The organism is Sphingobacterium sp. MYb382, from assembly GCF_037572665.1.
Taxonomy (GTDB): domain Bacteria; phylum Bacteroidota; class Bacteroidia; order Sphingobacteriales; family Sphingobacteriaceae; genus Sphingobacterium.
The window spans coordinates 365,853-389,217 of the sequence record NZ_JBBGZT010000012.1 but is presented as its reverse complement, the minus strand read 5'-3'; the positions used below and the strand labels follow the sequence as shown (position 1 = coordinate 389,217).

Genomic DNA, 23,365 nt, shown 5'->3' with positions numbered 1-23,365 from the left:
CTCCAATCCCTAGCGCGACGCTCCTGCTAGTTGCTATTCGTACGCTTTATTAATGTATAGTTTTGGCTCTTTTCATCTTTAGCTACAGCATAACCTGCTGTGAGCTCTAGCACCCATCCATCACCCGTTATCTTTTCTAGCGTTATGCTAGTGGGATTCGTTATAGAGAGCTTATCCCAGTTGGGATGCATCAGCGCCCCATTTTCAACTGTCAGGACGCCCCACACATCGGTAACACGGATGTTCGGATAGACTGTTCCTTTATCCGCCAAGGGTACAATATTCCGAGGGTCAAAAGAAACATTCATCTTTTCAAACTTGAGTACAAAATGAGGCTGTTCGACAAATTTTGACATATATTCTGCGAGTAGCTTTTTGGTATTCTCCGCTCGTGTTGTTTCTTCATCGATGATGGTTTCACCGTTGTAGTTATTTTTTATGCTTTCAACCTTTTGTTGCAAGTTTGCTGGAGTTTTTATACCAAAAGCAGTAATGAAGAAAGCTGTTAAATCTGTCTTGTCCGTAATCTTTTTATTCCAGTTTTTGTCCTTGTTGTACAAAAGATAGCCGTAGACAGGTGTCGTGTGGTAGGCAAAAGAACGTACAAAAGTAGGGTTACTGAAGAAATTATTGATACCGTTTGTCAAAGACTTAGTCGCCTCACGCTTATTTCTGTCACTCACGATTAATCCGGTAAATTCAGCAATACCCTCGTTTAGCTCTAGCAGGTTTTCCGAGGCCGAAGAACCCTCATATAGCTGCTGTCTGTATTTTCTGAATGTTAGCGCATGCGTTAGGTGCTGTAATACTTCTTTTTTTGAAGATGCTTGTAAAGTCTGTTTTAAAGCTTCCAATTCTAAGCGTAAATATATTCTACCTTCCTTTTGGTCGAGGTGATTATTTTCGGCGTTGAGTAAGGAGAATCCTAAAGCTGGCTGAGCACCATGGAAGAGCTCATGGGCAAGCAGGTTAATTCTATCTTGTTTATGCTGCGAGAGTGGAAGCATAAGCATGGCCCAGCGCTTGCCACCCCAGCTGAGTGCTGTATTTGCTATATTGACGTTGGTGGGCAGTAGGCCTGAATAAATAGTGCCATTGGGCTTCAAAATACCCGCGGTATCAGGCTCATTCGCAAAGAGCTCCCGAGTTTGTGGCACCACAAAAAGTAAAGGGCCATAAAGATCTTTATGCCAAAGGTTGATATGATTTTTAGCGGCTATTTTAATCTCATCAAAAAGAATAGCAATGCTGTCGGGGTTGTTTTTTTGTACTTGCGCTAAGCTGCTTTGTGCGAACGTAAAAAGAAAACTAATTAAAAAAAAGGTCTGCTTCATTATTAAAAGGTTTGTTTTTTTACGGCCCTTTCTAGGGTCGATAAATTGGATAATGTATCAAAAGATACGGGTTTAGCTATACGAATATACAAAATTGTACGAGATAGGGGCCAAGGGCTCTATGTGGTTTCAGAGATGGCCTATACCTTTAGATTGTTTTTCTGTCACTTTAAAAGACGTACCTTGGCGGTTCAGATTTTAATGATAGTTGATATGAAAAGATACACTATAGGTATTCTGTTTTGGCTACTTTCTATTTTTTCTTTATCCGCTCAAGAGCGACATGAAGAAAATTTTAAGTTGCAAAATGGAGATATAATTTTCCAAGAAGCTTGTTCTGGCAATATGAATGAAGCCATCAAAGCTGTGACAACGGCTATTGAAGGATACAACTTCACACATGTAGGCATGGTATGGATAGATTCTTTAAATCAAGTATATGTGGTGGAAGCTACACATCCGCGTGTTCAAATAACGCCCATAGCGGCATTTCTAATTCCTAAAGGGAAGGAAGACTGTCCACCTGTTTCCGTTGTCGGTCGGCTAACGGCAGCGTATCAGCCTTTGATTCCGCAAGCTATACAAGAGGCTAAGAAGCATGTAGGGAAGCTTTATGACGATGCTTTTGACCTGAAGAACGATACGTATTATTGCTCAGAGCTGGTATACCTAGCTTTGTATGAAGCCAACCAGCAACGCGATGTTTTTCCACTTAACGTGATGACTTTTAAATCAGCACAAACGGGCGCTTACGCTCCATATTGGGTTAGCCATTTTGAGCAGCAAGGTGTTGCTATTCCAGAAGGGGAGTTAGGCATTAATCCCGGTGCTATGTCTAAGGCTGCCGACATTATAGATATCGTTTATGCGTATCCGCGGACTAAGTAATTACGGGTAGGTATTTTTAATAAACAAAAGGTCGCTTGTTATGCAAGCGACCTTTTGTTTTATAAGTTGTTGGCTTTAGCCGTTATTTCGGCGATATCAAGCACTTGCACTTCTTTTTCCTGTTCTTTAATTTTTAGACCATCGCGCAGCATCGTCATACAGAATGGACAAGCGGCCGCAACAATCTCTGCTTTGGATTCCAAGACTTCTTCAATACGTTCGATATTGACATCTTTGTTTCCTGGCTCTGGTTCTTTAAACATCTGTGCGCCACCAGCACCACAGCATAAACCATTGCTACGACAACGCTTAAGCTCGGAGAGTTGCACATCTAGCGACTCTAAAATCTTGCGTGGCGCCTCGTACACGTCATTGGCACGGCCGAGGTAACAAGGGTCATGGTAGGTTATTTTCTTGCCTTTAAAGCTGTTGCCGTCCGTAGGGCGTAACTTGCCTTCATCGATAAGGCTTTGAATAAGTTCCGTATGATGGATAACCTCAAAGTTACCACCAAGCTCAGGGTATTCATTTTTCAAGGTGTTGAAGCAGTGAGGACAGGCGGTTACAATCTTTTTAATAGCGTAGCCGTTTAGCACCTCGATGTTCATCATCGCTTGCATTTGAAAGAGAAACTCATTGCCTGCACGTTTTGCAGGGTCTCCAGTACATGTCTCTTCAGCGCCTAGAATGGCATATTTGATACCTACATGCTGTAGGATTTTACATATATCGCGCGTGATACGTTGTGCACGTTCATCGAAGCTGCCAGCGCAACCGACCCAAAATAGAAGGTCTGGAGTTTCGCCTTTTGCGGTTAATTCTGCTACGGTAGGTACGTGAAAATTCTGATCCATATGATGCTTTCTTTTTACGTTAAAAATCTATTTGATGGCCAATATCGTTTACACTTTTTTAGCCATTCGTCCAGTTGGCACGATCTGCTTGGGCATATTTCCAAGGAGCACCATTATTCTCTAAATTGCTAAACATGGCGTTGACGCTATTTGGTGCTTTGGATTCTTCCATGACCGCATATTGGCGTAAGCCTATGATAATTTCTAGTGGATTAATATTGACAGGACATTGCTCTACACAAGCGTTGCAGCTGGTGCAGGCCCATATTTCTTCGCGGCTGATGTGTGTATCTAATAAAGACTTGCCGTCGTCCTCAAATTTACCTTCCTTATCGATAATTTTTCCGATGGTCTCCATACGATCGCGTGTATCCATCATGATCTTACGTGGCGATAGGAGCTTCCCTGTGATGTTGGCAGGGCAACTAGCCGTGCAGCGTCCACATTCCGTACAGGTGTAGGCGTCCAATAGGTTTTTCCAAGTCAAATCCTGCACATCTTTAACACCAAAGCGACTCACCTCACCACTCGGTGGCGGAAGGCTAGGGTCTAGCATAGCTTTAACCTCAGCGGTTACGCTAGGTAGGTTTTTGAACTTCCCTTTAGGGTTCAAGTTCGAGAAGTACGTATTTGGAAACGCCAAAAGGATGTGTAGGTGCTTCGATAACGGTAGATAGTTTAAGAACAGTAAAACTCCAATGATATGGAACCACCAGCAGAAGCGCTCGATAAACACAAGGCTTGATACCTGGTCGGGAAGAAGTCCTGCTAAGTGTTGACTAACAGGAAAGGAACCTGCTATATGAAAACCTGCGGCACCCAATTGTTGAAGCTTCCCATCGGCAGCATTCATAAACAGGAAGGCCGACATGAGCAAGATCTCTGTTATTAAAATCAGGTTGGCATCGGTCTTCGGCCATTTGAGGAGTTCTTTTCCTTGAAAGCGGTAGATATGGAGTACATTTCTACGGATAAAGAAAATCGCACAGCTTACCCATACGCCCAAGGCTAACCACTCAAAAGAGGCAATTAGAAAGTTATAAAAGCCACCCATGAAGGAGAATATACGATGGGTGCCAAAAGCACCATCGATGACAATCTCGAGCATCTCAATATTGATGATCACGAAGCCTAAGTATACGAATAAGTGTAGGATAGCTGGAAGAGGTTTTTTGAACATCTTCTTCTGCCCAAAGGCAACCAGAAACATGGTGCGCAGCCTTTCCATGGGTTGGTCTGTCCGCTGGCTGTCACGACCTAGTTTTATATTACGGTAGATACGCTTCGCACTTCTTGTAAAGAGTAGAAGGGCTGCGATAAACAAACACAAAAATATTAGTTGACTTATCATATTAGCTTTCTTTCGGTTTACACAAATATAAATATACAAATTAATACTATGCATGCATAATACCAAATTTGGAAAGGTTATAAATAAAGATGTTTTTTTAGAAAAATCGAAAGCAAACGCGAGGATGTTTAAGGCTTATAGGTCCTTAAATACAGATTTCATCCTGTAGGTTTGCTTTCGAGAATAGCTTGAATAAGCCTTAAGAAGGATTTATGTCTCCAGCGATATGATAATATTTATCACCCAAGAGGAGTACATGTTGTTTTTTTTCTAGTTGGTAACGCTTGTTCGGAAAGTAAATTAAAGTTTCCTCCGTACGGTAAAGCAAGTTTTCTACCTGTTTTTCCATACGTAACTCGCTCAGTTCACCTTCACTAGTGTACTTTATCTGTACAGACTTAATATCGAGTGATGGCTTTGTCGACGTGTAGGTTACCAATCCGGCTACGCTATCTTTTTTTAAGAAGCCTGCGTAAGCTGGTTTATTTAAATCTACCGCTGCAAAGCTCGCAAGTTCATTGGTCCAGTTTTCGATGTGAACGGTCTTTGTCTCGCTTATGCTATCCTTTTTTACGGTTTTAACCACTTCTGGATTGCGCTTTTGCAAGGCCGTGATTTCTTTAGCAAAGAAAGCTGGAATATTAAGCTGCGTATTTACCTGTTTATTAGCTTCTGTTGATTCTGAAGAACAGGCGTAAGAAAAAGCAGTAATAGCCAAGGCTATTACTGCGAATTTTGTTTTTTTATACCAATACATCTCCTGTCATTTCAGTCGGGATGCTCGCATTCAATAAGCGAAGGACAGTAGGGGCGATATCACCCAGTTTACCATCTTTAATTGCTTTATAGTCGGCATCAATTAAAATACATGGTACTAAGTTGGTGGTGTGTGCAGTATTTGGTGATCCATCTTCGTTGAGCATAAACTCGGAGTTTCCGTGGTCAGCAATGATGATGAAAGAGTAGCCAAATTTTAAGCCTGTTTCTACCACTTCTTTAGTACAGCGATCAACGGTCTCTACCGCGCTTACAACTGCTTCAAAGACACCCGTATGGCCTACCATATCTGGATTAGCGAAGTTCAAACAGATGAAATCTGGTTGGTTTTCGGTGATATCTTTACAGATAGCCTCCGTGATTCCGTCCGCACTCATCTCTGGTTGAAGATCGTAGGTCGCTACCTTCGGTGAAGGGATTAACAAACGACGCTCACCATCGAAAGGTGTTTCTTGTCCGCCAGAGAAGAAGAACGTTACGTGTGGATATTTTTCCGTTTCAGCGATGCGTACTTGCGATTTCTGCTGTGCACTTAATACTTCACCTAAGGTATTCGTTAAGTTATCTTTTTGAAAAACTACATGTACCTTTTTGAAGGACTCATCATAAGATGTCATCGTTACATAGTACAAATCTAATGGTTTCATATCCTGTGCTGGGAAAGCCTCTTGCGTCAAAGCAATGGTAATCTCACGGCCACGGTCTGTACGGAAGTTGAAGCAAAATACAATATCACCTTCTTGGATGGTTGCCAATGGCGCACCTTGGTCGTCTGTAAGCACAACAGGCTTGAAGAACTCATCCGTTACACCGTTTGCATACGAATCTTTAATAGCTTGTTGTAAATCTTGTGTCGGTTGTCCGATACCTTTCGTCAACAAATCGTACGTTTCTTTTACACGTTCCCATCTGTTGTCACGGTCCATAGCGTAGTAACGACCAATAGCACTAGCGATTTTTCCACGCGAGTGTGTCAAGTGTTGTTGTAAGTCCGCTACGTAGCCTAAGCCACCGTTTGGATCTGTATCACGGCCATCCATAAAAGCATGGATGAAAACCTGATCTTCACCTAAGTCTGTCGCTTTTGCGGCATCACATAAAGCCTTTAAGTGGGCAATATGCGCGTGCACACCACCATCAGAAAGTAAACCGATGAAGTGTACCTTTTTATTATTCGCAATAGCGTAGTTAAAAGCATCTTGAATCACTTGGTTTTCTTGGAAACCACCTTCACGAGCTACTTTATTGATACGTCCTAATTCTTGGTAAACAACGCGTCCAGCACCCAAATTCATGTGTCCTACTTCCGAATTACCCATCTGTCCGGCAGGTAGACCTACGGCTTCACCAGATGCTTCTAGCTTGGAGTGGGGGTACGTATTTAGTAGATAATCTAAATAAGGGGTGTTCGCGGCTTTAACAGCATTGGAACTATCGTCTTTGCCATAACCCAAGCCATCTAGGATCAGGAGGGCAACTTTTTTGTTTTCTAAATTACTCACATACAAATATATCTAATTTTGTAAAAAATAACGTAGCTTTGAGGTGCTATTTATTTGAAAAACATAACCTGTTGGCATTATTTTAGACTCGTCTCAATCGTGTCGCTAGTGATATGTGTCAATAGCGTTTAATAAAGTATTATTGGTTTAATGAAAATTTTCAAGAGTGTCATCTTGTTAGCTATTGTTTTGCTAACAAGCTCGCCCCTTTCTGCGAAAACGCCATTTGATGAGGTTGTAAATTCTGTTGCTACTGCGCTACGGGCGGGGCATGTAAAAAATTTATGTAGCAATTTCGTGAATAGTGTGTCGTTGTCTATAAAACGCGATGAACGTGTATATACACGTTTTCAAGCAGAACTTCTTCTGGACGATTTCTTTCGTTCGAACAAGGTTAGTCAGTTGAAGGAGCTACAGCGCGCAAACAGTTCGACGAATTCTTTCGTTGTTTATTCCTTACGAACGAGTACGACTACATACCGTGTTTTTGTGAAATTTACAGAGACCAATAAGGTCTATAAAGTAGTAGAACTGCGTATTGAGTAAGCCGACGAAAAGCGACAAATTTTTTCTACAATTTTATTATAAAATTTATTTTCTTCATCTTCGCTTAAATTAACGCAAAAAAAGATGGCAGTTGATATTGGAAAACTGAAGAAATTTGTCGAATTGGCGCTGGAGGAAGATGTAAGAGAAGGTGATCATACTTCATTATCTACTATCGATGCAGAAGCAGAAGGAGAAGCTCAACTTCTTGTCAAAGAGGATGGTGTGTTGGCAGGTGTCGCAGTAGGCGTTGATATAATGCATATTATTGACCCTCGATTAGTTGTGCAAACGGTACTTAAAGATGGCGATACGGTGAAGGTAGGTGCTATTGCCCTTTATGTGAAAGGAAGTATACATAGTATTCTTAAAGCGGAAAGATTGGTGTTAAATGTGATGCAGCGTATGTCGGGCATTGCGACACGTACCGCTACTTACGCCGCGTTATTAGCCGGAAGCAAAACTAAAGTATTAGATACACGTAAAACAACACCTCTATTACGATTCTTAGAAAAAGAAGCTGTTCGCATTGGTGGCGGAGAAAATCATCGATTCGGTCTTTATGATATGATTTTGATTAAAGACAATCACGTTGATTATGCCGGTGGGATAGAAGCAGCTTTGACGAAAGCGCAAGCTTACCGTCAACAACATAATTTGGCCATTCCTATCGAAATTGAAGTGCGCAACTTAGCGGAGCTTCAAGAGGTATTGGCACAAGAGAAGGTGGATCGTGTGATGTTGGATAATTTTACACCTGCGCAAGTGGCTGAGGCTGTAGCCTTGATTGACGGTCGCTTGGTGACGGAGGCATCCGGAGGAATCACGTTAGAAACGATTGCTGCCTATGCACAAACGGGTGTTGATTTTGTGTCTGTCGGCGCATTGACACACTCGGTTAAAAGTTTGGATTTAAGTTTAAAAGCTAAGATTATTTAGCTATATTGAGGAATCTAATATATATATGATTTCAATTTATTTAGTAGGGATTGTTGTATTAGCATACCTTTTTGGCTCCATTCCATCAGCTGTATGGTTTGGAGGCGCTTTTTATGGAGTTGACGTACGCGAGTATGGAAGTGGGAATGCGGGCGCAACGAATACGTTTAGAGTATTAGGCAAGCGTGCTGGTTCTATTGTTATGATTGTCGACATCCTTAAAGGATGGACCGCAACAAATCTACCATACCTGTTGGACTCCACCTTGGTTGGTGTTCCTAACTCAGGGCAGTTTGTGAATTTTCAGTTGGCTTTAGGGGTTATTGCCGTATTGGGGCACTTATTTCCTCTTTTTGCTGGTTTTCGTGGCGGAAAAGGAGTGGCTACGTTATTTGGTATGGTCATCGCTATTCATCCGGAGGCAGCTTTATGTTGTGTGACGGTTTTTACGTTGACTCTTCTATTAACCCATTACGTGTCCTTAAGCTCTATATTGGCTGGTTTTACTTTTCCTTTTAGTATTGCTTTTGTATTTCACACCAGTGTACCGGCTGTTCTTTTATATGGTATAGCCATCTGTGCTTTGATTTTGGTGACACACCAAAAGAATATAGAAAGACTATTGAAAGGGCATGAATCTAAAATTTATCTCTTTAAAAAGAATAAGAAGTAAAGACTAGGCATAAGATTTGTGCTGAAACTAATTAATTTTCAACGATACGTGTTGCCGAGCATCTTTAAAGGTGTAGAAAACCGTTCGTTGGTTTAATAAATTTATGTGATCGAATGAAAAAGCTTTTTTTAAATTATACGGCGATGGCCTTGGTTGGATTAACCTTGGCGGGATGTTCTACAGTTCCTTTATCCGGAAGAAAGCAACTGTCTTTGGTTAGCGATGATCAGATTCAAAATCAAGCGACAGCAGCTTATAAAGAGTTTTTAGGGTCACCTAAAACGAAAGTTGTTACAGGGACGGCTAATGCTGCCTTGGTAAAAAAAGTAGGTAATAACATTGCTATTGCTGTGAATCGTTACTTAACGGCACAAGGCTTATCGAATCAATATAATTTTACCTGGGAATTCAATTTGATTGAGAGTCCTGATGTTAATGCTTGGTGTATGCCGGGTGGAAAAGTAGCCGTTTATACGGGTATTTTACCGTTCACACGCAATGAAGAAGGCTTAGCGACGGTAATGGGACACGAGATTGCGCACGCTATTGCACGTCACTCTATGGAGCAGATGTCTAATCAATATGCTATGCAAATTGGAGCACAGGTATTGGGTGTTGCTACATCGGGTAAAAACGCTATCATGCAAGGCTTAGTGAATAATGCTTACGGTATTGGTGGACAGTTGGCTTTGTTGAAATATTCTAGATCTAACGAGTCGGAAGCTGATAAATTGGGCTTAATGTTTATGGCGATGGCAGGCTACAATCCAGATACTGCTGTAGGCTTCTGGGAACGCATGGCATCATCAAAAATTGGTGGTTCTACACCGGCTGAGTTTATGAGCACGCACCCTAGTGATGCACGTCGTATTGCTGATATTCAAAAATTATTGCCAGAGGCACGTCAGTATTATAAAAAATAAAAGTTCGCTTGCAGCGGATAAACAAAAAGAGCGTATCTATTTTTTAGATACGCTCTTTTTGTTATTTACGGTGTTTTACTTTTTCTTAGCTTGGAAAAATGCTTCTACCTCCGCTAGCGAAAATGCATTTAAGCATTTATCGGCCGAAAGGCCTCCTTTGCGTGCTACGTGGATACCATACTGCATATCACCTAAGCCTTCCATGCGGTGAGCATCAGGATTGATGGATAGCAATACGCCTTTTTCTAAGGCATATTGGTGCCAGCGCCAGTCTAGGTCTAAGCGTAGCGGATTGGCATTTACCTCAATAACTACCTTGTTGGCCGCACAAGCATCAATAATTTTTTTGAAGTCTAGCGGATAGCCTGCTCTACTTAAGAGTAGACGACCTGTTGGGTGACCAAGGATGCTTGTATATGGGTTTTCAATAGCTTTTAATAGACGCTCCGTAGCTTTCTCTTCTTCCATTTTCAGGTTGCTATGCACCGAAGCGACAACGAAGTCGAAGCGTTGAAGCACTTCTTCAGGATAGTCTAAAGAGCCATCACCTAAGATGTCTGATTCAATACCTTTGAGTATTTTGAAAGGAGCAAGCTCTTCGTTGAGCTTGTCTATCTCTTGCCATTGTTGTTCTAAACGTTCTATGTTTAAGCCATTGGCATAAACTGCGGTGCGGGAGTGGTCACAGATACCGAAGTATGCTAGTTTCAACACATCCTTTGCATAGGTTGCCATTTCTTTCAAACTATGCACCCCATCGCTATAGGTGGAGTGGTTGTGTAATGTGCCCTTTAGGTCTTCGAAGGTAATAAGCTTCGGTAGTTTATGCTCCTGTGCCCATTGTACTTCATCGCCACCTTCACGCAGCTCAGGCTCGATATAGGCTAAGCCTAGGTCGGTATAAATCGCCTCTTCGGAAGTTAAAGCGTTGATTGGCTTACCGAGCGCGTTAAGCTTTTCGATATGAGCCTCGCTACCTGTGGTTAATAGTAAGTTTAAGCTAAACTCTTCCTGCGTGCTGCTGTTAATTTGGTAGGTTAATCCCAATTCATCCTGATAGCTTAGACTGGCCTGTTCGTTAGCGATTGGGCTGTAGGCCTCATTTTGTGCGAATGCTCCTTGTAGGGCTTCTTGCGTTGCCGTCGTCAAGAAAGAAAGCGCACTTATGATCTCCGCTTTACGACGGAAGTCGCCCGTAACAACAGTCTGTTCAGCAGGAAATGCTTCTTGAAGTATATTTAAGAATTGTTGTGCTTGTTTTTCTACTTTGGCATATAGGAATAAGCCTTGGTTTGCTTTTGAAAACTCAATAGCTTTTTTGATGTCTTCTTGTGTTTTTAAACCAAAACCTTTGGCTTCAATCAGACGATTCTCATTGCAGGCGTAAAGGAGCTCTCCAACGGATTCAATTTGTAAGTCATGCCAGATGACTTGAACTTTCTTAGGGCCTAAGCCTTTTATGCTTAGTAAATCGCGTACACCAGCTGGTGTTTTCGCTAGAAGGGCATCGAGCTCCGGAAAGCTTCCTGTTTCTACAATTGTGTGGATACGCTCGGCGGTACTTTTCCCAATACCGGGTTGCTCACTCAAGCTTTCTATAGATTGAGAAGCTGCCGCAGAAGGAAGCTTCTCAATTTTGAAGGAGGCCGAAGCCATAGCTTTGGTTCTAAAAGGGTTTTCTTGATGCAGCTCCATCAGTTGGCTGCACAGTTTAAAAGCTTTAGCTATGACTTTGTTTTCCATATTATGTTTTTACTAAGACTGGTATTCCAGTTCTTCTTTTTCCGGTTGCGGCTTCGGATACTTATCAATGATAAGTCGGATACCACTATTTTTGGTGAAGAACTTCGTTGACCAGTTGACAAACGTGATTAATTTATTTCTAAACCCAAAGATAGAAACTAAATGGACAAACATCCATGTCAACCAAGCGAAAAAGCCGCTTAAGTGGATTTTCCCCATGTCAACAACAGCACGGTTACGACCTACGGTAGCCATAGAACCTTTATCGAAATAGCTGAAGTCTGCTACTTGTTGCTTGTTCATATTAGCCAAAATATGCTTAGCAACGTATGCACCTTGCTGCTGTGCTGCAGGAGCAACACCCGGCAAGCCTCTTGGTAAATCTTGTGTGATCATTGCTGAAACATCACCAATAGCGTATACACTTTCAAGACTTTCAACACGACATTGTGCATCGATACGGATACGGTTTCCACGCTCGATAAGGTCAGCATTGATACCCGCAGGGAACTGTCCCATTACGCCAGCACCCCAGATAACCGTTTTTGTTGTGATGCTATCACCGTTGGAGAAACTTATCACTTCGCCGTCATAGCCTGTAACTTGCGTTTCTAGCTTGATGTTAACGCCTAATTCTTTTAAATATTTCGCTGCATCTTGGGATGATTTTTCCGATAAGGCAGCTAATATTTTTCCTGTACCTTCAATGAGGTAAACATTCATTTCATTCGGAGATATCTCTGGATAGTCTTTCTTAAGCATGTGTAGTTGAATTTCTGCAATAGCGCCGGAAAGCTCAACCCCGGTAGGTCCACCACCCACAACGACAAAATTTAAATAAGGAGCACGGTCTTTAGCATCATCTAATAAAACGGCAGCCTCTAAATTCTGAAGTACGTAGCTACGGATATGTAATGCCTCTTGGATGCTTTTCATTGGTAAAGCATGGCTTTCCACGCTTTTGTTTCCAAAGAAGTTGGAGGTCGCGCCAGTAGCAATAATCAAGTAGTCGTAGTCGAAATCGCCTACACTCGTTTTAACTATTTTTTCGTTAGCATCTATCGACAACACTTCGCCCATTCTAAAGCGAAAGTTGCTTTGTGATTTGAACATCTTACGTAGCGGGAAGGAGATGGCATCAGCAGCCAGGGTTCCTGTTGCTACTTGGTACATCAGGGGTTGAAAGGTGTGAAAATTGTTGCGGTCGATAAGTAATACTTCGACCTCTTTATCTTTTAGCTGTCTAGCTGCTTCAACACCACCGAAGCCACCGCCAATAATAATTACTCTGGGAAATTTTCTTTCGGGACGATCTAATAACATGATAAACTAATTTTGTTCTGTACAAAGACTTAGATTACGAATACCCTAATAAATACGCTTGTTTAGTCGGTTCGCAACGCTAATTCTTCTTTATTCTTTTGCAATTTGAAAGCGTATCTCTTTTTCTGTTGCAAAAGTACAAAAACTTAGTGTAACTAATACACGTTAATCACTTCCTTATTGTAAGGAACCTCTAATTTTTACAAACAAACCATCATTGTCGTTGTGTAGCCTTATCTGGCAGGCCAATCGGCTATCATCTTGCAGGTCGGGCAAGGTGTCAAGCATATCCAATTCATGGTCCTCGGCGGGAGCTAAATGTTCGGCTCCCGCTAGAACTTCCACGTGGCATGTTGCACATAAAGCCATACCTCCGCAGGTGGCTAAAACTTCATATTCTGAAGCTTTAAGTATTTCCATTAAACTGAGGTTGACATCGGTAGGTACTTCTATTTCTTGTACTTGACCGTCTCGATCTTCAATTTTAATCGTGATGATATTGTCCATGTTAAAAGGTATTTATACCGTTAACGGTTGTATATTTAAAACTTAGTTTTTGGTCTGGGTACACATATTTAAAAGCACTTTGACACATTAAGGCCGCTTCATGGTAGCCGCAAAGTATAAGCTTTAGTTTACCAGGATAGGTGTTTATATCGCCAATAGCATAAATGCGTTCGATATTTGTTGAATAGTCAAATGTATTTACCTCGATAGCATTTTTATCAATATTTAATCCCCAGTCGGCAATAGGTCCCAATTTTGGGCTTAAGCCATATAGCGGAATGAAATAGTCTAGTGGTATCGTTGACGATTCCTTTTGTTTGTTGCTTAGTTCTAGGCCTTCTAATTTTCCATTTCCTGTTAGCCCAACAAGGTTGTGGGAGAGGAGAAGGTTTATTTTTCCTTCTTGCGCGAGGTTGTATACCTTTTCGGCCGAGTCTGGTGCTCCTCTGAATGAATCGCTGCGGTGTACTAAGGTTACTTTTTCCGCTACGTCGGCAAGAAAAACAGTCCAGTCTAAAGCGGAGTCACCACCACCAGCGATGACAATGTTTTTACCTCTAAATTTCTCTGGATTTTTAACCATATAATGCACGTACTCGCCTTCAAAATCTGTCAACCTAGCAAGCTCCGGTTTTCGAGGCTCGAAGCAGCCCAATCCACCAGCAATAACGACAACTTGACAATGAACGACCGTTCCGTCGGAACTGATAACGTGGTAACTACCGTCTTTTTGTTTTTGCAGCGATTCTACACGCTCACCCAGGGTGAAAGTAGGGTTGAAGGGCGCTATTTGCTCCATCTGCTTGTTGATAAGGTCTTGTGCTAAAACAGAAGGATAGCCTGGTATATCGTATATGGGTTTATGTGGGTATATTTCTGATAGTTGTCCGCCAACTTGTGGTAGCACATCAATAAGATGGCAGCGCATCTTGAGTAATCCGGCTTCAAAGACAGCAAATAGACCTACTGGGCCTGCTCCAATAATGCATACATCGGTGTTTATCATGATTCTTTATCTAAGTTATTGTATATCGTATTTAAAATACGGGTGAAATGTGCAAAGTCTTCCTCGGATAGGTTCTCCCATGCTTTCATGCGGATGTCCGCAATGTTGGGCGATAGCTCTTCAACTTTAGCTTTGCCTGCCGCCGTGAGCTGTAACAGAAGGCTGCGACGATCCGTAGGGTGGCTTATCCGTTGTACCAAATCTTTCTTTATCGTCAAATCAATGATACGTGTTAGCGTTGGTTGATCTTTCCCTGATCGCTGCCCCAGCTCTTTCTGCGTCATTGGTTCTTCATAGAGAATCTTTATCAATGCCCATTGATCTATCGTTATTTCAAACGCATTTTTCTTGAAAACCGTTTGTGCATATTGTTTGACCTTGCGGGCCGTACGATCTAAGATGAAAGAGTATTGATTGTATTTTTCTATTAGCATAGTAATTATTAGTGTGACAACTAAATTAGCAATAAAGAATCAAAAAGACAATCGCTATTTTGTCATATTTAGTTTAGTACTTGAAAAGCTGTGGTTAAGTAGGTAGGAGAGGTTTTCTTGTAACAATAAAAAGCGACTCGAGGTCGCTTTTTTATATTTTTAATGTATCCATTTGAATTTGTAATGGGTTTCAGGTATTTTAATACGATCTGCCAAACGAATTAAACGGTCCGGTAATTTCATGAGATAATCGCGTGCTTTTTCTCCTTTTTCATTCAATCCGCCTACTTGATCAATCTGCCAAGATTCATTAAGCTCTTTCAGGATATCTACATAATCTAAAGCTGTATATACTTCTAAGCGTTGTGCAGCATCGGAGAAATGAGAGAATGCTTCGCTTTGTGGCTCACCGGCTTCGCGAAGGAAGTGGGCAGGCATCACAATTTTCTTACGCATCATATCTTCAAAGGCAATCATAACCTCACTAGCATCAACTGTCATGGCATGGCTGATAAAAGACATATATGCTTTAGCATGACGCGCTTCATCGGCAGCAATCACGCCACACATTTTAGCCAGTAATTTATCACCTGATTTTTTGGATATACCAGCCACACGACGGTGCGACACATTGGTTGCTATCTCTTGGAAAGAGGTGTAAATAAAGTTGCGGTAGGGGTCGGCCCCTGTTCCGATATCAAAGCCATCTTGAATAAGGTATTGTGTAGATATTTCAAATTGACGCATATCTACGCGCCCTGATAAGTACAAGTATTTGTTCAATAAATCACCGTGGCGGTTTTCTTCTGCTGTCCAAGAGCGTACCCATTTCATCCAGCCGCCTTGTTCGTTTTTATTGACATCCTCAACCATTGTTAACCAAGATTCATAGGTAGGAAGTGCTTCTTCTGTGATGGTGTCGCCAATTAATACAGCTACTAAGTCATAAGGAAGTTCTTTAGCACTTTCTTGTAAATCTCTTACTTCTTCAAAGAAAGTATCACGCGAAGAGTCGGGTAGGAAATCTGCAGGTTGCCACATTTCTTCCACCGGCTTTAAGTACTCGCTCATCTCGTTTAGCATGAATGGTTCCAAGTAAGCCATCACTTCTTTTCTTGAACCTTCAGGTATATTTAATGGTAATTCTTGCATATCTAGTACAAAGATAACCAATTCACGTAAATATCAGAACGACAATTTTTTCAAAAAACAAAATGTAGATTATCCTTTTTTTTGAGCATTAAATAGCTGCTGTATCGCAAAAGAATACATCGGCTTGACCTATTATTTTTATATTATAGTTAACTTTGTCCTTTATCATGGAAACAACTAAGACTTTGAAAGCTTTCGATATACAAAAAATCCGTGCGGATTTTCCTATTCTGCAACGTGAAGTCAATGGTAAACCCTTGGTTTACTTTGATAACGGCGCAACGACACAAAAGCCTCGTCAGGTGATTGATGCAATATCGCATTACTATAGCCAGATGAATAGCAATGTGCATCGTGGGGTACATTATTTAAGTCAAATTTCAACGGATGCCTTTGAGGTTACTCGTCGTAAACTGCAAGATTTTATCCATGCGAAGCATGAACATGAGGTGATTATCACCAAAGGAACGACGGAGTCTATTAATATTGTAGCTACTTGTTTTGGTCGTACTTTTATTGGTGAAGGTGATGAGATTATTATCTCGGCGATGGAGCATCATTCTAACATCGTGCCTTGGCAAATGCTGTGTGACGAAAAGGGATGTGTATTGAAGGTAATTCCGATGAATGAGCGTGGTGAATTAGACCAAGAAGCTTATAAATCGCTATTTAGTTCGAAGACCAAATTGGTAGCATTCACTTATGTATCTAATGCGCTAGGTACAATTAATCCGGTAAAGGAGATGATTGATGTAGCCCATAGTCAAGCGGTGTCTGTTCCGGTATTGGTGGATGCAGCACAAGCTGTGCAGCATATCGCACTTGATGTACAAGCATTGGATGTTGATTTTCTGGTATTCTCAGGTCATAAAATGTATGGACCAACAGGGGTTGGTGTGTTGTATGGAAAAGAAGACCTATTAAATGCGATGCCTCCTTATCAAGGTGGTGGCGACATGATTAAAGAGGTTACCTTTGCAAAAACAACCTATAACGAATTGCCTTTTAAATTTGAGGCAGGAACGCCTAACATTGAGGCGGGAATCTGCTTAAATGAAGCGATCGACTATATTAATGAGATTGGTTTAGATCAGATAAAAGCATACGAAGACGAGTTGCTGGCCTATGCTACGGCTGCTTTAGCTGAGGTGGAAGGTGTGCGCTTTATTGGTACTGCGGCAGAGAAATCATCTGTTATATCTTTTGTTGTTGATGGAACACATCCATATGATATTGGTGTTTTATTGGACAAGATGGGGATTGCCGTGCGTACAGGACACCACTGTGCGCAACCGATTATGGAGTTTTATGGCATCCCGGGTACGGTACGTGCTTCTTTGGCTATGTATAACACCAAAGAGGAGGTTGATGCTTTAGTTGTAGGTTTAAAACGTGCTATTGGCATGTTATTATAAAAATTAGTGATGACAATTAACGAAATACAAGACGAGTTGATAGAGGATTTCGCCTTTTATCAAGATTGGATGGAGAAGTACGAATATATTATTCAGCTGGGTAAGGAGCTTCCTTTAATTGAGGAATCCCACAAGCAGGATGATTATATTATTAAGGGCTGTCAGTCACGTGTGTGGTTGTATCCCGAATTGATTGATGGTAAAATTAATTTTACCGCGGATAGTGATGCTATTATTACGAAGGGTTTGGTGAGCTTAATGGTTAAAGTATTATCCGGTCATAGTCCTTCAGAAATTGCTAATGCTGATCTTTATTTTGTGGATCAGATTGGCTTGAAAGAGCATTTATCGCCAACGCGCGCTAATGGTCTTTTGTCGATGATTAAGCAAATGAAACTTTACGCTTTGGCTTTGCAAGCCCGCGTTTAGTTGATTATAAAATGATTTTATGGTACCCTCAAAGGCTTTGGTCTTTGAGGGTATTTTTTTGTTTTTGCTATGGATAGCGATTATCCTTTATTTTTTTTACTTATCTTCAAACCATGAGTTTACAGGTCTATCTATTTCTTATTTTACAATTTTTTGTTGCTAATCTTTCTGCGCAAGTCGTCCCTGTAGAGCGTACAACTATAGGTAATGCCGTCGACCACGTCTTAGGCGAGCTTTCAGGAATGATTCAGTCGGATGCCTATCCCGATAAATTTTGGACACACAATGACAGTGGTGATCTTGCGAATATTTACTTGATGAATAGCAAAGGTGAGTTGGAAGGGACCTATCGCTTGGAAGGTATTGATGCGACGGATATGGAAGATGTGGCTAAGTATAGATTGGATGGACGCACCTACTTGGTGTTAGCCGATATTGGTGACAATAGGGCGGTGCGCAAGCATATAAGCCTGTATATTTTTGAAGAACCGAAATGGAAGGTAGGACAGAAGAAATATCAAATTCCGAGGTCTCAAATCAAGGTTATAAACCTTAAGTATAGTGATAAGGCGCGTGATGCGGAAGCTATTTTTATTGACCCTGTAGATTTGAGCTGCTACTTGATTAGCAAAAGAGATTTTAATGTAGGTGTATATAGCTTTCCAATTTTACAAGAAGATGGTGCTGAGCTGACTTTGCAGCGCCAGTGGACATTGCCTTTTACTTTTGTGACTTCTGCCGATATCGCAAGCAAGGGAGAGGCTGTTGTTATTAAGAATTTGACTACGATTTACTATTGGAAGCGCAAAGAAGGAGCTACTATTCGGGAGACTTTAAACCAGCCTTTCGAGACGCTCGAGTATAGTCCCGAACCACAGGGAGAAGCCATCTGTTTCGATAAGGACGCTACTGTTTTTTACACGATAAGTGAACGCCCATTTGGTTTATATGCTTATCTTTATCGTTATGTTATTAAATCGAATGAATCTGATAAATAGACTGTTTGCTATTCTAGTTTTACTAGGATTTGTACATGCTGCCCATGCAGCAAAGGTAGATACGGTGGCTGTTTTTAGTCCACGGATGAATAAAACGATAAAAACGGTTGTTATCTCTCCTGATAATCAAAAGCCGAAAGCCACCTTGTACTTGTTGCACGGTTATTCTGGTGATTATAGCAATTGGGTGAATAAAGCACCACAGCTGAAAGAATGGGTAGACCGCTATCAATATGTGGTTGTATGTCCAGATGGCGGCTATGATAGTTGGTACTGGGATACAAATGATGATAAATATCAGTATGAAACTTTTATTACTAAAGAGCTACTTCCTTATATAGACAAAAATTATCAAACACCACGTGATCCTTCGAAGCGCGGTATTACGGGGCTAAGTATGGGCGGTCATGGGGCTCTTTATTTAGCTTTTCGTCATCAGGATTTATTCGCTGCCGCAGGAAGTACTTCTGGTGGGGTTGATATACGTCCTTTTCCTAATAATTGGAGTATCATCAAGCGTCTTGGAACTTACCAAGAGTCGCCAAAAAGCTGGGATGAGCATACCGTTATTGAATTAACCCATTTGGTACAACCCAACAAATTGAAGCTTTTTATTGATTGCGGAACGGAAGATTTCTTCTTCGGTGTGAACAATAAATTGCATGAGAAGCTAACCTATATGAATATTGCACATAACTATTTAACGATGCCTGGAAAACATGATTGGAACTATTGGACAAAGTCTATCGATTATCAAATGGCTTTCTTTCATCAGTGTTTTCAAACGGTAGTTGATGCTAAATAGTTTTTATGTTCGTTAGATTTTTACTTCCCTTTTTCCTACTTCTAGGCTTAACCAGTTATGGCCAGCAAAAATATACTTTAAGTGGTTTTGTGCGCAATGCTTCTACTGGAGAAACGCTGATTGGTGCTTTGGTAACCCTGGACGGCACCTCGTTGGCGACAAGCAGCAATAGTTACGGCTTTTATTCTTTGTCGGCACCAGCCAAGACCTACAAGGTGTTGGTGAGCTATGTGGGCTACGAAGGTAAAGTTGTCGATGTGGACCTCAATGCGGGGAAACGCATAGATGTCGAATTACAGCCTGTCAACAACCTCTTGGAGGAGGTGGTCGTCGCAGCCAAGAAACGTCGAGACCCTGTTAGTGATCCACAGATGGGCGTTTTAAATTTCAGTATGGAAGAGATAAAACGCATCCCTGTTATTTTTGGTGAGCCCGATTTGTTGAAAGCTATTCAACTGCTGCCTGGTGTACAAAGTGGAGGCGAGGGGTCTTCCAACTTTTATGTGCGTGGTGGTGGTGGTGATCAGAATCTTATCCTATTGGATGAGGCAACAGTGTATAATGCATCCCATTTGATGGGCTTTTTTTCGACTTTTAACTCCGATGCGATTAAGGATGTGCAACTTTACAAAGGTGGTATCCCGGCTCATTTTGGAGGCCGTATCTCTTCGGTTTTAGATATTGCCATGTTGGATGGTAATAAGAAAGAGTTCGCTGCTGAAGGTGGAATCGGACTGATAGCCTCGCGACTGAAGGTTGAAGGTCCTTTGGTGAAAGATAAAGGCTCTTTTATGGTGAGTGGGCGTCGTACTTATGCCGATTTATTCTTAAAACTCTCGAAAGATGATAATGTCAATAAAAGTAAGTTGTATTTCTATGACTTAAATGTAAAAGCTAATTACAAGTTTGATGATAAGAATACGCTTTATGTATCGGGTTATTTTGGTAAGGATGATTTAGGCTATTCCGATTTATTTAGTTTCGATTGGGGAAATGCGACAGCTACCGTACGCTGGAATCATATTTTAAACGATCGCTTGTTTAGCAATACTTCTTTTATTTACAGTGACTTTGCCTACAAGGTCAATGTTACGGATGATGATCGTGACTTTAGAATAGATTCTAAAATTAAAAATTGGAGTTTGAAGCAGGATTTTTCCTTCTTTGCAAGCCCTAAAAGTACATTTCGTTTTGGCTTGCAAGCCTTGCGTCAATCAATTAATCCGGCCAGTTTGAAAGCAGGAACGAATGCACAAGTAAACGATATTCAAGTTGATAGTCGACAAGGGATAGAGCTAGCGACTTATGCATCACACGAATGGAAGGCTACGGATAAATTGTCTTTAATTTATGGTCTTCGTTTAACTGATTTTATGGTGATGGGGCCTGGTACATTTTACACCTTTGATGAGGATGGAGAGGCTATTCATGAACGCAATTACGGTACGGAAGTCATTAAGCATTATATGCAATTGGAGCCTCGTTTCTCGGCTAGTTATTTGCTGAGCAAGCAACACAGTATTAAGGCTTCTTATAATCGTATCGCACAGAATTTGCATCAGCTTACTAATACAACTTCCAGTTTGCCTACCGATCAATATGTCGTTAGTAGTCTAAATATAAAACCTCAAATAGCCAATCAGGTAGCATTGGGGTATTTTAGAAATATAAAGGATAATTCATATGAGTTCTCGATGGAGGGCTATTATAAGTTTATGGATAATCAAATTGACTTTAAGAATGGTGCCGATCTGCAAGCTAATAAATATTTTGAAGGTGGGTTATTATATGGCGTAGGTCGCTCTTATGGGCTAGAATGGTACCTGCGTAAAAACTCCGGAAGGTTGAGCGGCTGGATAAGTTATACCTTATCGCGCAGTGAACGTAAATTCGCGGAGATTAATAATGGCGATTGGTTCCGTGCACGTCAGGATCGTGTACATGATGTTTCTGTTGTGGCGAGCTACGAGCTTTCCAAACGCTGGTCATTTGGTGGTGCTTTTGTTTTCAACACAGGTAACGCGGTTACTTTCCCGAGTGGCAAATATGAACTGGACGGGAAAGCTAAATTTTATTATACAGAGCGCAATGGCTATCGGATGCCTAGCTATCACCGCTTAGACCTTTCGGCAACTTATGAGCCAGAACAAAAGAGCCCTAAGTATAAAAGCAGTTGGTCTTTCGGCGTGTATAACGCGTATAACCGTAAGAATGCCTACATCATTGATTTTAGAGAGAATAAGGATAATCCAAATATTACGGAAGCTTATAAGGTGGCTCTTTTTGGGGCTATTCCTTCGGTGACCTGGAATTTTAAATTTTAAGCATATGACATTAAGAGCCTATTTTTTTATGCTTATATCAGGTTTTATTTTTACCTCCTGTGAGGAGGTGATTGATGTTAACCTGAATGATAGTGAAGCACGTACTGTTATTGAGGGGCAGCTATCCGATTTAACAAGCGTGCAACAAATACGAGTGTCTGAAACGGTGTCTTTTAGTACCGATAGAAATTCAAAGCCAATTGACAAAGCTGTGGTGCTTGTGCGCGACGATAAAGGCGGTTTTTTTACTTTTCAATATACGAATAACGGCATCTATGAACACCGCAATTTTAAGCCTGTCGCTAAGCGTACCTATTCGCTGGAAGTGCGCGTAGGTGAGCAGGTTTTCAAATCAACAGCAGTGATGCCGCCTTACGTGACGGTAGATTCTATAGGCATCTTGGAGCAGAATGTATTTAAGGATACTTATTACTTCATGACCTTCAAATTTCATGATCCTAAGGATGTGAGCAATTACTATAAGTATGACATGTCTATCAATGGTAAGCCATTTGCCTTTGCATCCACCTTTAACGATAAGTTTAATGATGGTCTTTTTGTAACACACCAAGTTGGCGATTTTGATAATGATTTGGTACAGGGAGATTCCATTACGGTGCGTCGTTACTGTATCGATAAGCCTGTTTATAACTACTGGAATGAGTATCAACGTACGAATCCATCGAATGCAGCACCCGGTAATCCTACTTCCAATATTTCTAATAATGCGCTGGGCTATTTTTCGGTAGCCTCCGCAAAGCAGTATGGTATTCGGATTGACTAACGATATATAACAAAACTAGAGGATGCCAAATCGGTATCCTTTTTCTTTGAAATAACGGATGGCTTTTGGCAGGGCATAGGTCACGCGCGGAATAGCTTTTATGTTATCGTGAAACACAATAATTGATCCATTACGAGTACCTTTGATGACGTTCTGATAGCAGCCCTCCGGGCTAAGGTTGAGGTCAAAGTCGCCAGACAAGACATCCCAATAGATAATTTCGTAGTCAGTATACAAAGGGCTAAGTTGGCTTTTTTTAGCTCGCGCATAAGGTGGCCTAAAGAGGGGAGTGCCGGTGAGGGACTGGCATTTTTGAATATTAGCCAGGTATTCGTCATCACTAGTTTCCCAACCTTTGAGGTGATTGTAGGTGTGGTTGGCAACACGGTGCCCTTCATCTAAAAGACGCTGGAAAAGGCCGGGATGTTTAGTTATATTTTCACCAACACAAAAGAAAGTAGCCTTAATTTCCTCTTCTTTGAGGAGGTCTAAAATAAAGGGAGTGACCTCAGGAATAGGACCATCATCAAACGTCAAATAGATAGTTTTCTCTTGGCGGGACCTGTTAAAGGTGACTTTTGGGTAATACCATCTTAAAAAAAATGGCGCATTCGTGAAATACATGTTGGTAATATCGAATTTTTGTCCCAAATTTAGA

General features: G+C 41.2%; 23 protein-coding genes. 11 read left to right on the top strand and 12 right to left on the bottom strand.

What is annotated here, in order from left to right; genetic code table 11:
* Nucleotides 1-26: 26 nt before the first annotated feature.
* Nucleotides 27-1,334 carry a hypothetical protein gene (locus WH223_RS06785; protein WP_340046790.1) on the bottom strand — a complete coding sequence of 436 codons (1,308 nt, stop codon included), beginning with the start codon at nucleotides 1,332-1,334 and terminating at the stop codon, nucleotides 27-29.
* A 213-nt stretch (nucleotides 1,335-1,547) separates the two neighbouring features.
* Between WH223_RS06785 and WH223_RS06780 the strand changes: the two genes are divergently transcribed.
* A complete protein-coding gene (locus WH223_RS06780; protein ID WP_340046789.1) occupies nucleotides 1,548-2,222 on the top strand; it encodes a YiiX/YebB-like N1pC/P60 family cysteine hydrolase in 675 nt (224 codons plus the stop codon).
* A 59-nt stretch (nucleotides 2,223-2,281) separates the two neighbouring features.
* Here WH223_RS06780 and WH223_RS06775 read toward each other — a convergent pair whose 3' ends face one another.
* The 4 genes from WH223_RS06775 to gpmI all read right to left on the bottom strand — a co-directional run bounded on the left by WH223_RS06775 (nucleotide 2,282) and on the right by gpmI (nucleotide 6,706).
* Nucleotides 2,282-3,076 carry a (Fe-S)-binding protein gene (locus WH223_RS06775; protein ID WP_340046788.1) on the bottom strand — a complete coding sequence of 265 codons (795 nt, stop codon included), beginning with the start codon at nucleotides 3,074-3,076 and terminating at the stop codon, nucleotides 2,282-2,284.
* Nucleotides 3,077-3,134: 58 nt separating this feature from the next.
* Entirely contained in the window at nucleotides 3,135-4,427 is a 1,293-nt protein-coding gene (locus WH223_RS06770; RefSeq protein WP_340046787.1) for a (Fe-S)-binding protein, read from the bottom strand.
* A 199-nt stretch (nucleotides 4,428-4,626) separates the two neighbouring features.
* Complete coding sequence (locus WH223_RS06765; RefSeq protein ID WP_340046786.1) at nucleotides 4,627-5,184, bottom strand: hypothetical protein; 558 nt, start codon at nucleotides 5,182-5,184, stop codon at nucleotides 4,627-4,629.
* A complete protein-coding gene (gene gpmI / locus WH223_RS06760; RefSeq protein WP_340046785.1) occupies nucleotides 5,171-6,706 on the bottom strand; it encodes a 2,3-bisphosphoglycerate-independent phosphoglycerate mutase in 1,536 nt (511 codons plus the stop codon). The genes WH223_RS06765 and gpmI overlap by 14 nt, the downstream gene beginning before the upstream one ends.
* Before the next feature lie 150 nt (nucleotides 6,707-6,856).
* On the opposite strand from gpmI, the gene WH223_RS06755 reads away from it, so the two are divergent.
* From WH223_RS06755 to WH223_RS06740, 4 genes are all read left to right on the top strand, one after another.
* On the top strand, nucleotides 6,857-7,252 hold the full coding sequence (locus WH223_RS06755) for a DUF4783 domain-containing protein (RefSeq protein ID WP_340046784.1): 396 nt from the start codon (nucleotides 6,857-6,859) through the stop codon (nucleotides 7,250-7,252).
* Nucleotides 7,253-7,336: 84 nt separating this feature from the next.
* Complete coding sequence (gene nadC, locus WH223_RS06750; protein ID WP_340046783.1) at nucleotides 7,337-8,191, top strand: carboxylating nicotinate-nucleotide diphosphorylase; 855 nt, start codon at nucleotides 7,337-7,339, stop codon at nucleotides 8,189-8,191.
* Between the two features lie 25 nt (nucleotides 8,192-8,216).
* Nucleotides 8,217-8,864, top strand: coding sequence for a glycerol-3-phosphate 1-O-acyltransferase PlsY (gene plsY, locus WH223_RS06745; protein WP_340046782.1), 648 nt, complete (start codon nucleotides 8,217-8,219; stop codon nucleotides 8,862-8,864).
* A gap of 113 nt (nucleotides 8,865-8,977) precedes the next feature.
* Nucleotides 8,978-9,787 (top strand): M48 family metallopeptidase, encoded by an 810-nt coding sequence (locus WH223_RS06740; protein WP_340046781.1) that lies wholly within the window; start codon nucleotides 8,978-8,980, stop codon nucleotides 9,785-9,787.
* 75 nt (nucleotides 9,788-9,862) lie between these two features.
* On the opposite strand, the gene WH223_RS06735 is transcribed toward WH223_RS06740, so the two are convergent.
* The 6 genes from WH223_RS06735 to WH223_RS06710 form a co-directional block, all read right to left on the bottom strand.
* Nucleotides 9,863-11,530: a helix-hairpin-helix domain-containing protein gene (locus WH223_RS06735; protein WP_340046780.1), complete on the bottom strand. Its 1,668-nt coding sequence runs from the start codon at nucleotides 11,528-11,530 to the stop codon at nucleotides 9,863-9,865.
* Nucleotides 11,531-11,542: 12 nt separating this feature from the next.
* A complete protein-coding gene (locus tag WH223_RS06730) occupies nucleotides 11,543-12,853 on the bottom strand; it encodes an NAD(P)/FAD-dependent oxidoreductase (protein WP_340046779.1) in 1,311 nt (436 codons plus the stop codon).
* A 177-nt stretch (nucleotides 12,854-13,030) separates the two neighbouring features.
* Nucleotides 13,031-13,360, bottom strand: coding sequence for a 2Fe-2S iron-sulfur cluster-binding protein (locus tag WH223_RS06725; RefSeq protein ID WP_340046778.1), 330 nt, complete (start codon nucleotides 13,358-13,360; stop codon nucleotides 13,031-13,033).
* A 1-nt stretch (nucleotide 13,361) separates the two neighbouring features.
* The gene (locus tag WH223_RS06720; RefSeq protein WP_340046777.1) at nucleotides 13,362-14,366 is read right to left on the bottom strand and encodes an NAD(P)/FAD-dependent oxidoreductase; all 1,005 of its coding nucleotides are present in this window, start codon (nucleotides 14,364-14,366) and stop codon (nucleotides 13,362-13,364) included.
* Complete coding sequence (locus WH223_RS06715; RefSeq protein ID WP_340046776.1) at nucleotides 14,363-14,800, bottom strand: MarR family winged helix-turn-helix transcriptional regulator; 438 nt, start codon at nucleotides 14,798-14,800, stop codon at nucleotides 14,363-14,365. The genes WH223_RS06720 and WH223_RS06715 overlap by 4 nt, the downstream gene beginning before the upstream one ends.
* Before the next feature lie 159 nt (nucleotides 14,801-14,959).
* Nucleotides 14,960-15,952 carry an acyl-ACP desaturase gene (locus WH223_RS06710; RefSeq protein ID WP_340046775.1) on the bottom strand — a complete coding sequence of 331 codons (993 nt, stop codon included), beginning with the start codon at nucleotides 15,950-15,952 and terminating at the stop codon, nucleotides 14,960-14,962.
* Between the two features lie 185 nt (nucleotides 15,953-16,137).
* On the opposite strand from WH223_RS06710, the gene WH223_RS06705 reads away from it, so the two are divergent.
* The 6 genes from WH223_RS06705 to WH223_RS06680 all read left to right on the top strand — a co-directional run bounded on the left by WH223_RS06705 (nucleotide 16,138) and on the right by WH223_RS06680 (nucleotide 22,707).
* Entirely contained in the window at nucleotides 16,138-17,367 is a 1,230-nt protein-coding gene (locus tag WH223_RS06705) for a SufS family cysteine desulfurase (protein WP_445265604.1), read from the top strand.
* A 9-nt stretch (nucleotides 17,368-17,376) separates the two neighbouring features.
* A complete protein-coding gene (locus tag WH223_RS06700) occupies nucleotides 17,377-17,796 on the top strand; it encodes a SufE family protein (RefSeq protein WP_340046772.1) in 420 nt (139 codons plus the stop codon).
* A 113-nt stretch (nucleotides 17,797-17,909) separates the two neighbouring features.
* Nucleotides 17,910-18,794, top strand: a complete 885-nt coding sequence (locus tag WH223_RS06695) for a hypothetical protein (RefSeq protein WP_340046771.1) — start codon at nucleotides 17,910-17,912, stop codon at nucleotides 18,792-18,794.
* The gene (locus WH223_RS06690; protein ID WP_340046770.1) at nucleotides 18,778-19,599 is read left to right on the top strand and encodes an alpha/beta hydrolase; all 822 of its coding nucleotides are present in this window, start codon (nucleotides 18,778-18,780) and stop codon (nucleotides 19,597-19,599) included. The genes WH223_RS06695 and WH223_RS06690 overlap by 17 nt, the downstream gene beginning before the upstream one ends.
* A gap of 5 nt (nucleotides 19,600-19,604) precedes the next feature.
* A complete protein-coding gene (locus WH223_RS06685) occupies nucleotides 19,605-21,923 on the top strand; it encodes a TonB-dependent receptor (protein WP_340046769.1) in 2,319 nt (772 codons plus the stop codon).
* A gap of 4 nt (nucleotides 21,924-21,927) precedes the next feature.
* The gene (locus WH223_RS06680; protein WP_340046768.1) at nucleotides 21,928-22,707 is read left to right on the top strand and encodes a DUF4249 domain-containing protein; all 780 of its coding nucleotides are present in this window, start codon (nucleotides 21,928-21,930) and stop codon (nucleotides 22,705-22,707) included.
* 15 nt (nucleotides 22,708-22,722) lie between these two features.
* Here WH223_RS06680 and WH223_RS06675 read toward each other — a convergent pair whose 3' ends face one another.
* Nucleotides 22,723-23,331, bottom strand: a complete 609-nt coding sequence (locus tag WH223_RS06675) for a polysaccharide deacetylase family protein (protein WP_340046913.1) — start codon at nucleotides 23,329-23,331, stop codon at nucleotides 22,723-22,725.
* Between the last annotated feature and the right edge of the window lie 34 nt (nucleotides 23,332-23,365).

What these genes read in the sequence shown, in the direction of transcription:
- WH223_RS06690 (WP_340046770.1), top strand. Translation starts at nt 18,778, where the DNA reads ATGAATCTGATAAATAGACTGTTTGCTATTCTAGTTTTACTAGGATTT.
- WH223_RS06715 (WP_340046776.1), bottom strand. Translation starts at nt 14,800, where the DNA reads ATGCTAATAGAAAAATACAATCAATACTCTTTCATCTTAGATCGTACG.
- WH223_RS06775 (WP_340046788.1), bottom strand. Translation starts at nt 3,076, where the DNA reads ATGGATCAGAATTTTCACGTACCTACCGTAGCAGAATTAACCGCAAAA.
- WH223_RS06755 (WP_340046784.1), top strand. Translation starts at nt 6,857, where the DNA reads ATGAAAATTTTCAAGAGTGTCATCTTGTTAGCTATTGTTTTGCTAACA.
- WH223_RS06730 (WP_340046779.1), bottom strand. Translation starts at nt 12,853, where the DNA reads ATGTTATTAGATCGTCCCGAAAGAAAATTTCCCAGAGTAATTATTATT.
- WH223_RS06680 (WP_340046768.1), top strand. Translation starts at nt 21,928, where the DNA reads ATGACATTAAGAGCCTATTTTTTTATGCTTATATCAGGTTTTATTTTT.
- plsY (WP_340046782.1), top strand. Translation starts at nt 8,217, where the DNA reads ATGATTTCAATTTATTTAGTAGGGATTGTTGTATTAGCATACCTTTTT.
- WH223_RS06740 (WP_340046781.1), top strand. Translation starts at nt 8,978, where the DNA reads ATGAAAAAGCTTTTTTTAAATTATACGGCGATGGCCTTGGTTGGATTA.
- WH223_RS06695 (WP_340046771.1), top strand. Translation starts at nt 17,910, where the DNA reads ATGAGTTTACAGGTCTATCTATTTCTTATTTTACAATTTTTTGTTGCT.
- WH223_RS06710 (WP_340046775.1), bottom strand. Translation starts at nt 15,952, where the DNA reads ATGCAAGAATTACCATTAAATATACCTGAAGGTTCAAGAAAAGAAGTG.
- WH223_RS06765 (WP_340046786.1), bottom strand. Translation starts at nt 5,184, where the DNA reads ATGTATTGGTATAAAAAAACAAAATTCGCAGTAATAGCCTTGGCTATT.
- WH223_RS06720 (WP_340046777.1), bottom strand. Translation starts at nt 14,366, where the DNA reads ATGATAAACACCGATGTATGCATTATTGGAGCAGGCCCAGTAGGTCTA.
- WH223_RS06785 (WP_340046790.1), bottom strand. Translation starts at nt 1,334, where the DNA reads ATGAAGCAGACCTTTTTTTTAATTAGTTTTCTTTTTACGTTCGCACAA.
- WH223_RS06700 (WP_340046772.1), top strand. Translation starts at nt 17,377, where the DNA reads ATGACAATTAACGAAATACAAGACGAGTTGATAGAGGATTTCGCCTTT.
- WH223_RS06685 (WP_340046769.1), top strand. Translation starts at nt 19,605, where the DNA reads ATGTTCGTTAGATTTTTACTTCCCTTTTTCCTACTTCTAGGCTTAACC.
- WH223_RS06770 (WP_340046787.1), bottom strand. Translation starts at nt 4,427, where the DNA reads ATGATAAGTCAACTAATATTTTTGTGTTTGTTTATCGCAGCCCTTCTA.
- WH223_RS06780 (WP_340046789.1), top strand. Translation starts at nt 1,548, where the DNA reads ATGAAAAGATACACTATAGGTATTCTGTTTTGGCTACTTTCTATTTTT.
- WH223_RS06735 (WP_340046780.1), bottom strand. Translation starts at nt 11,530, where the DNA reads ATGGAAAACAAAGTCATAGCTAAAGCTTTTAAACTGTGCAGCCAACTG.
- WH223_RS06675 (WP_340046913.1), bottom strand. Translation starts at nt 23,331, where the DNA reads ATGTATTTCACGAATGCGCCATTTTTTTTAAGATGGTATTACCCAAAA.
- nadC (WP_340046783.1), top strand. Translation starts at nt 7,337, where the DNA reads ATGGCAGTTGATATTGGAAAACTGAAGAAATTTGTCGAATTGGCGCTG.
- WH223_RS06725 (WP_340046778.1), bottom strand. Translation starts at nt 13,360, where the DNA reads ATGGACAATATCATCACGATTAAAATTGAAGATCGAGACGGTCAAGTA.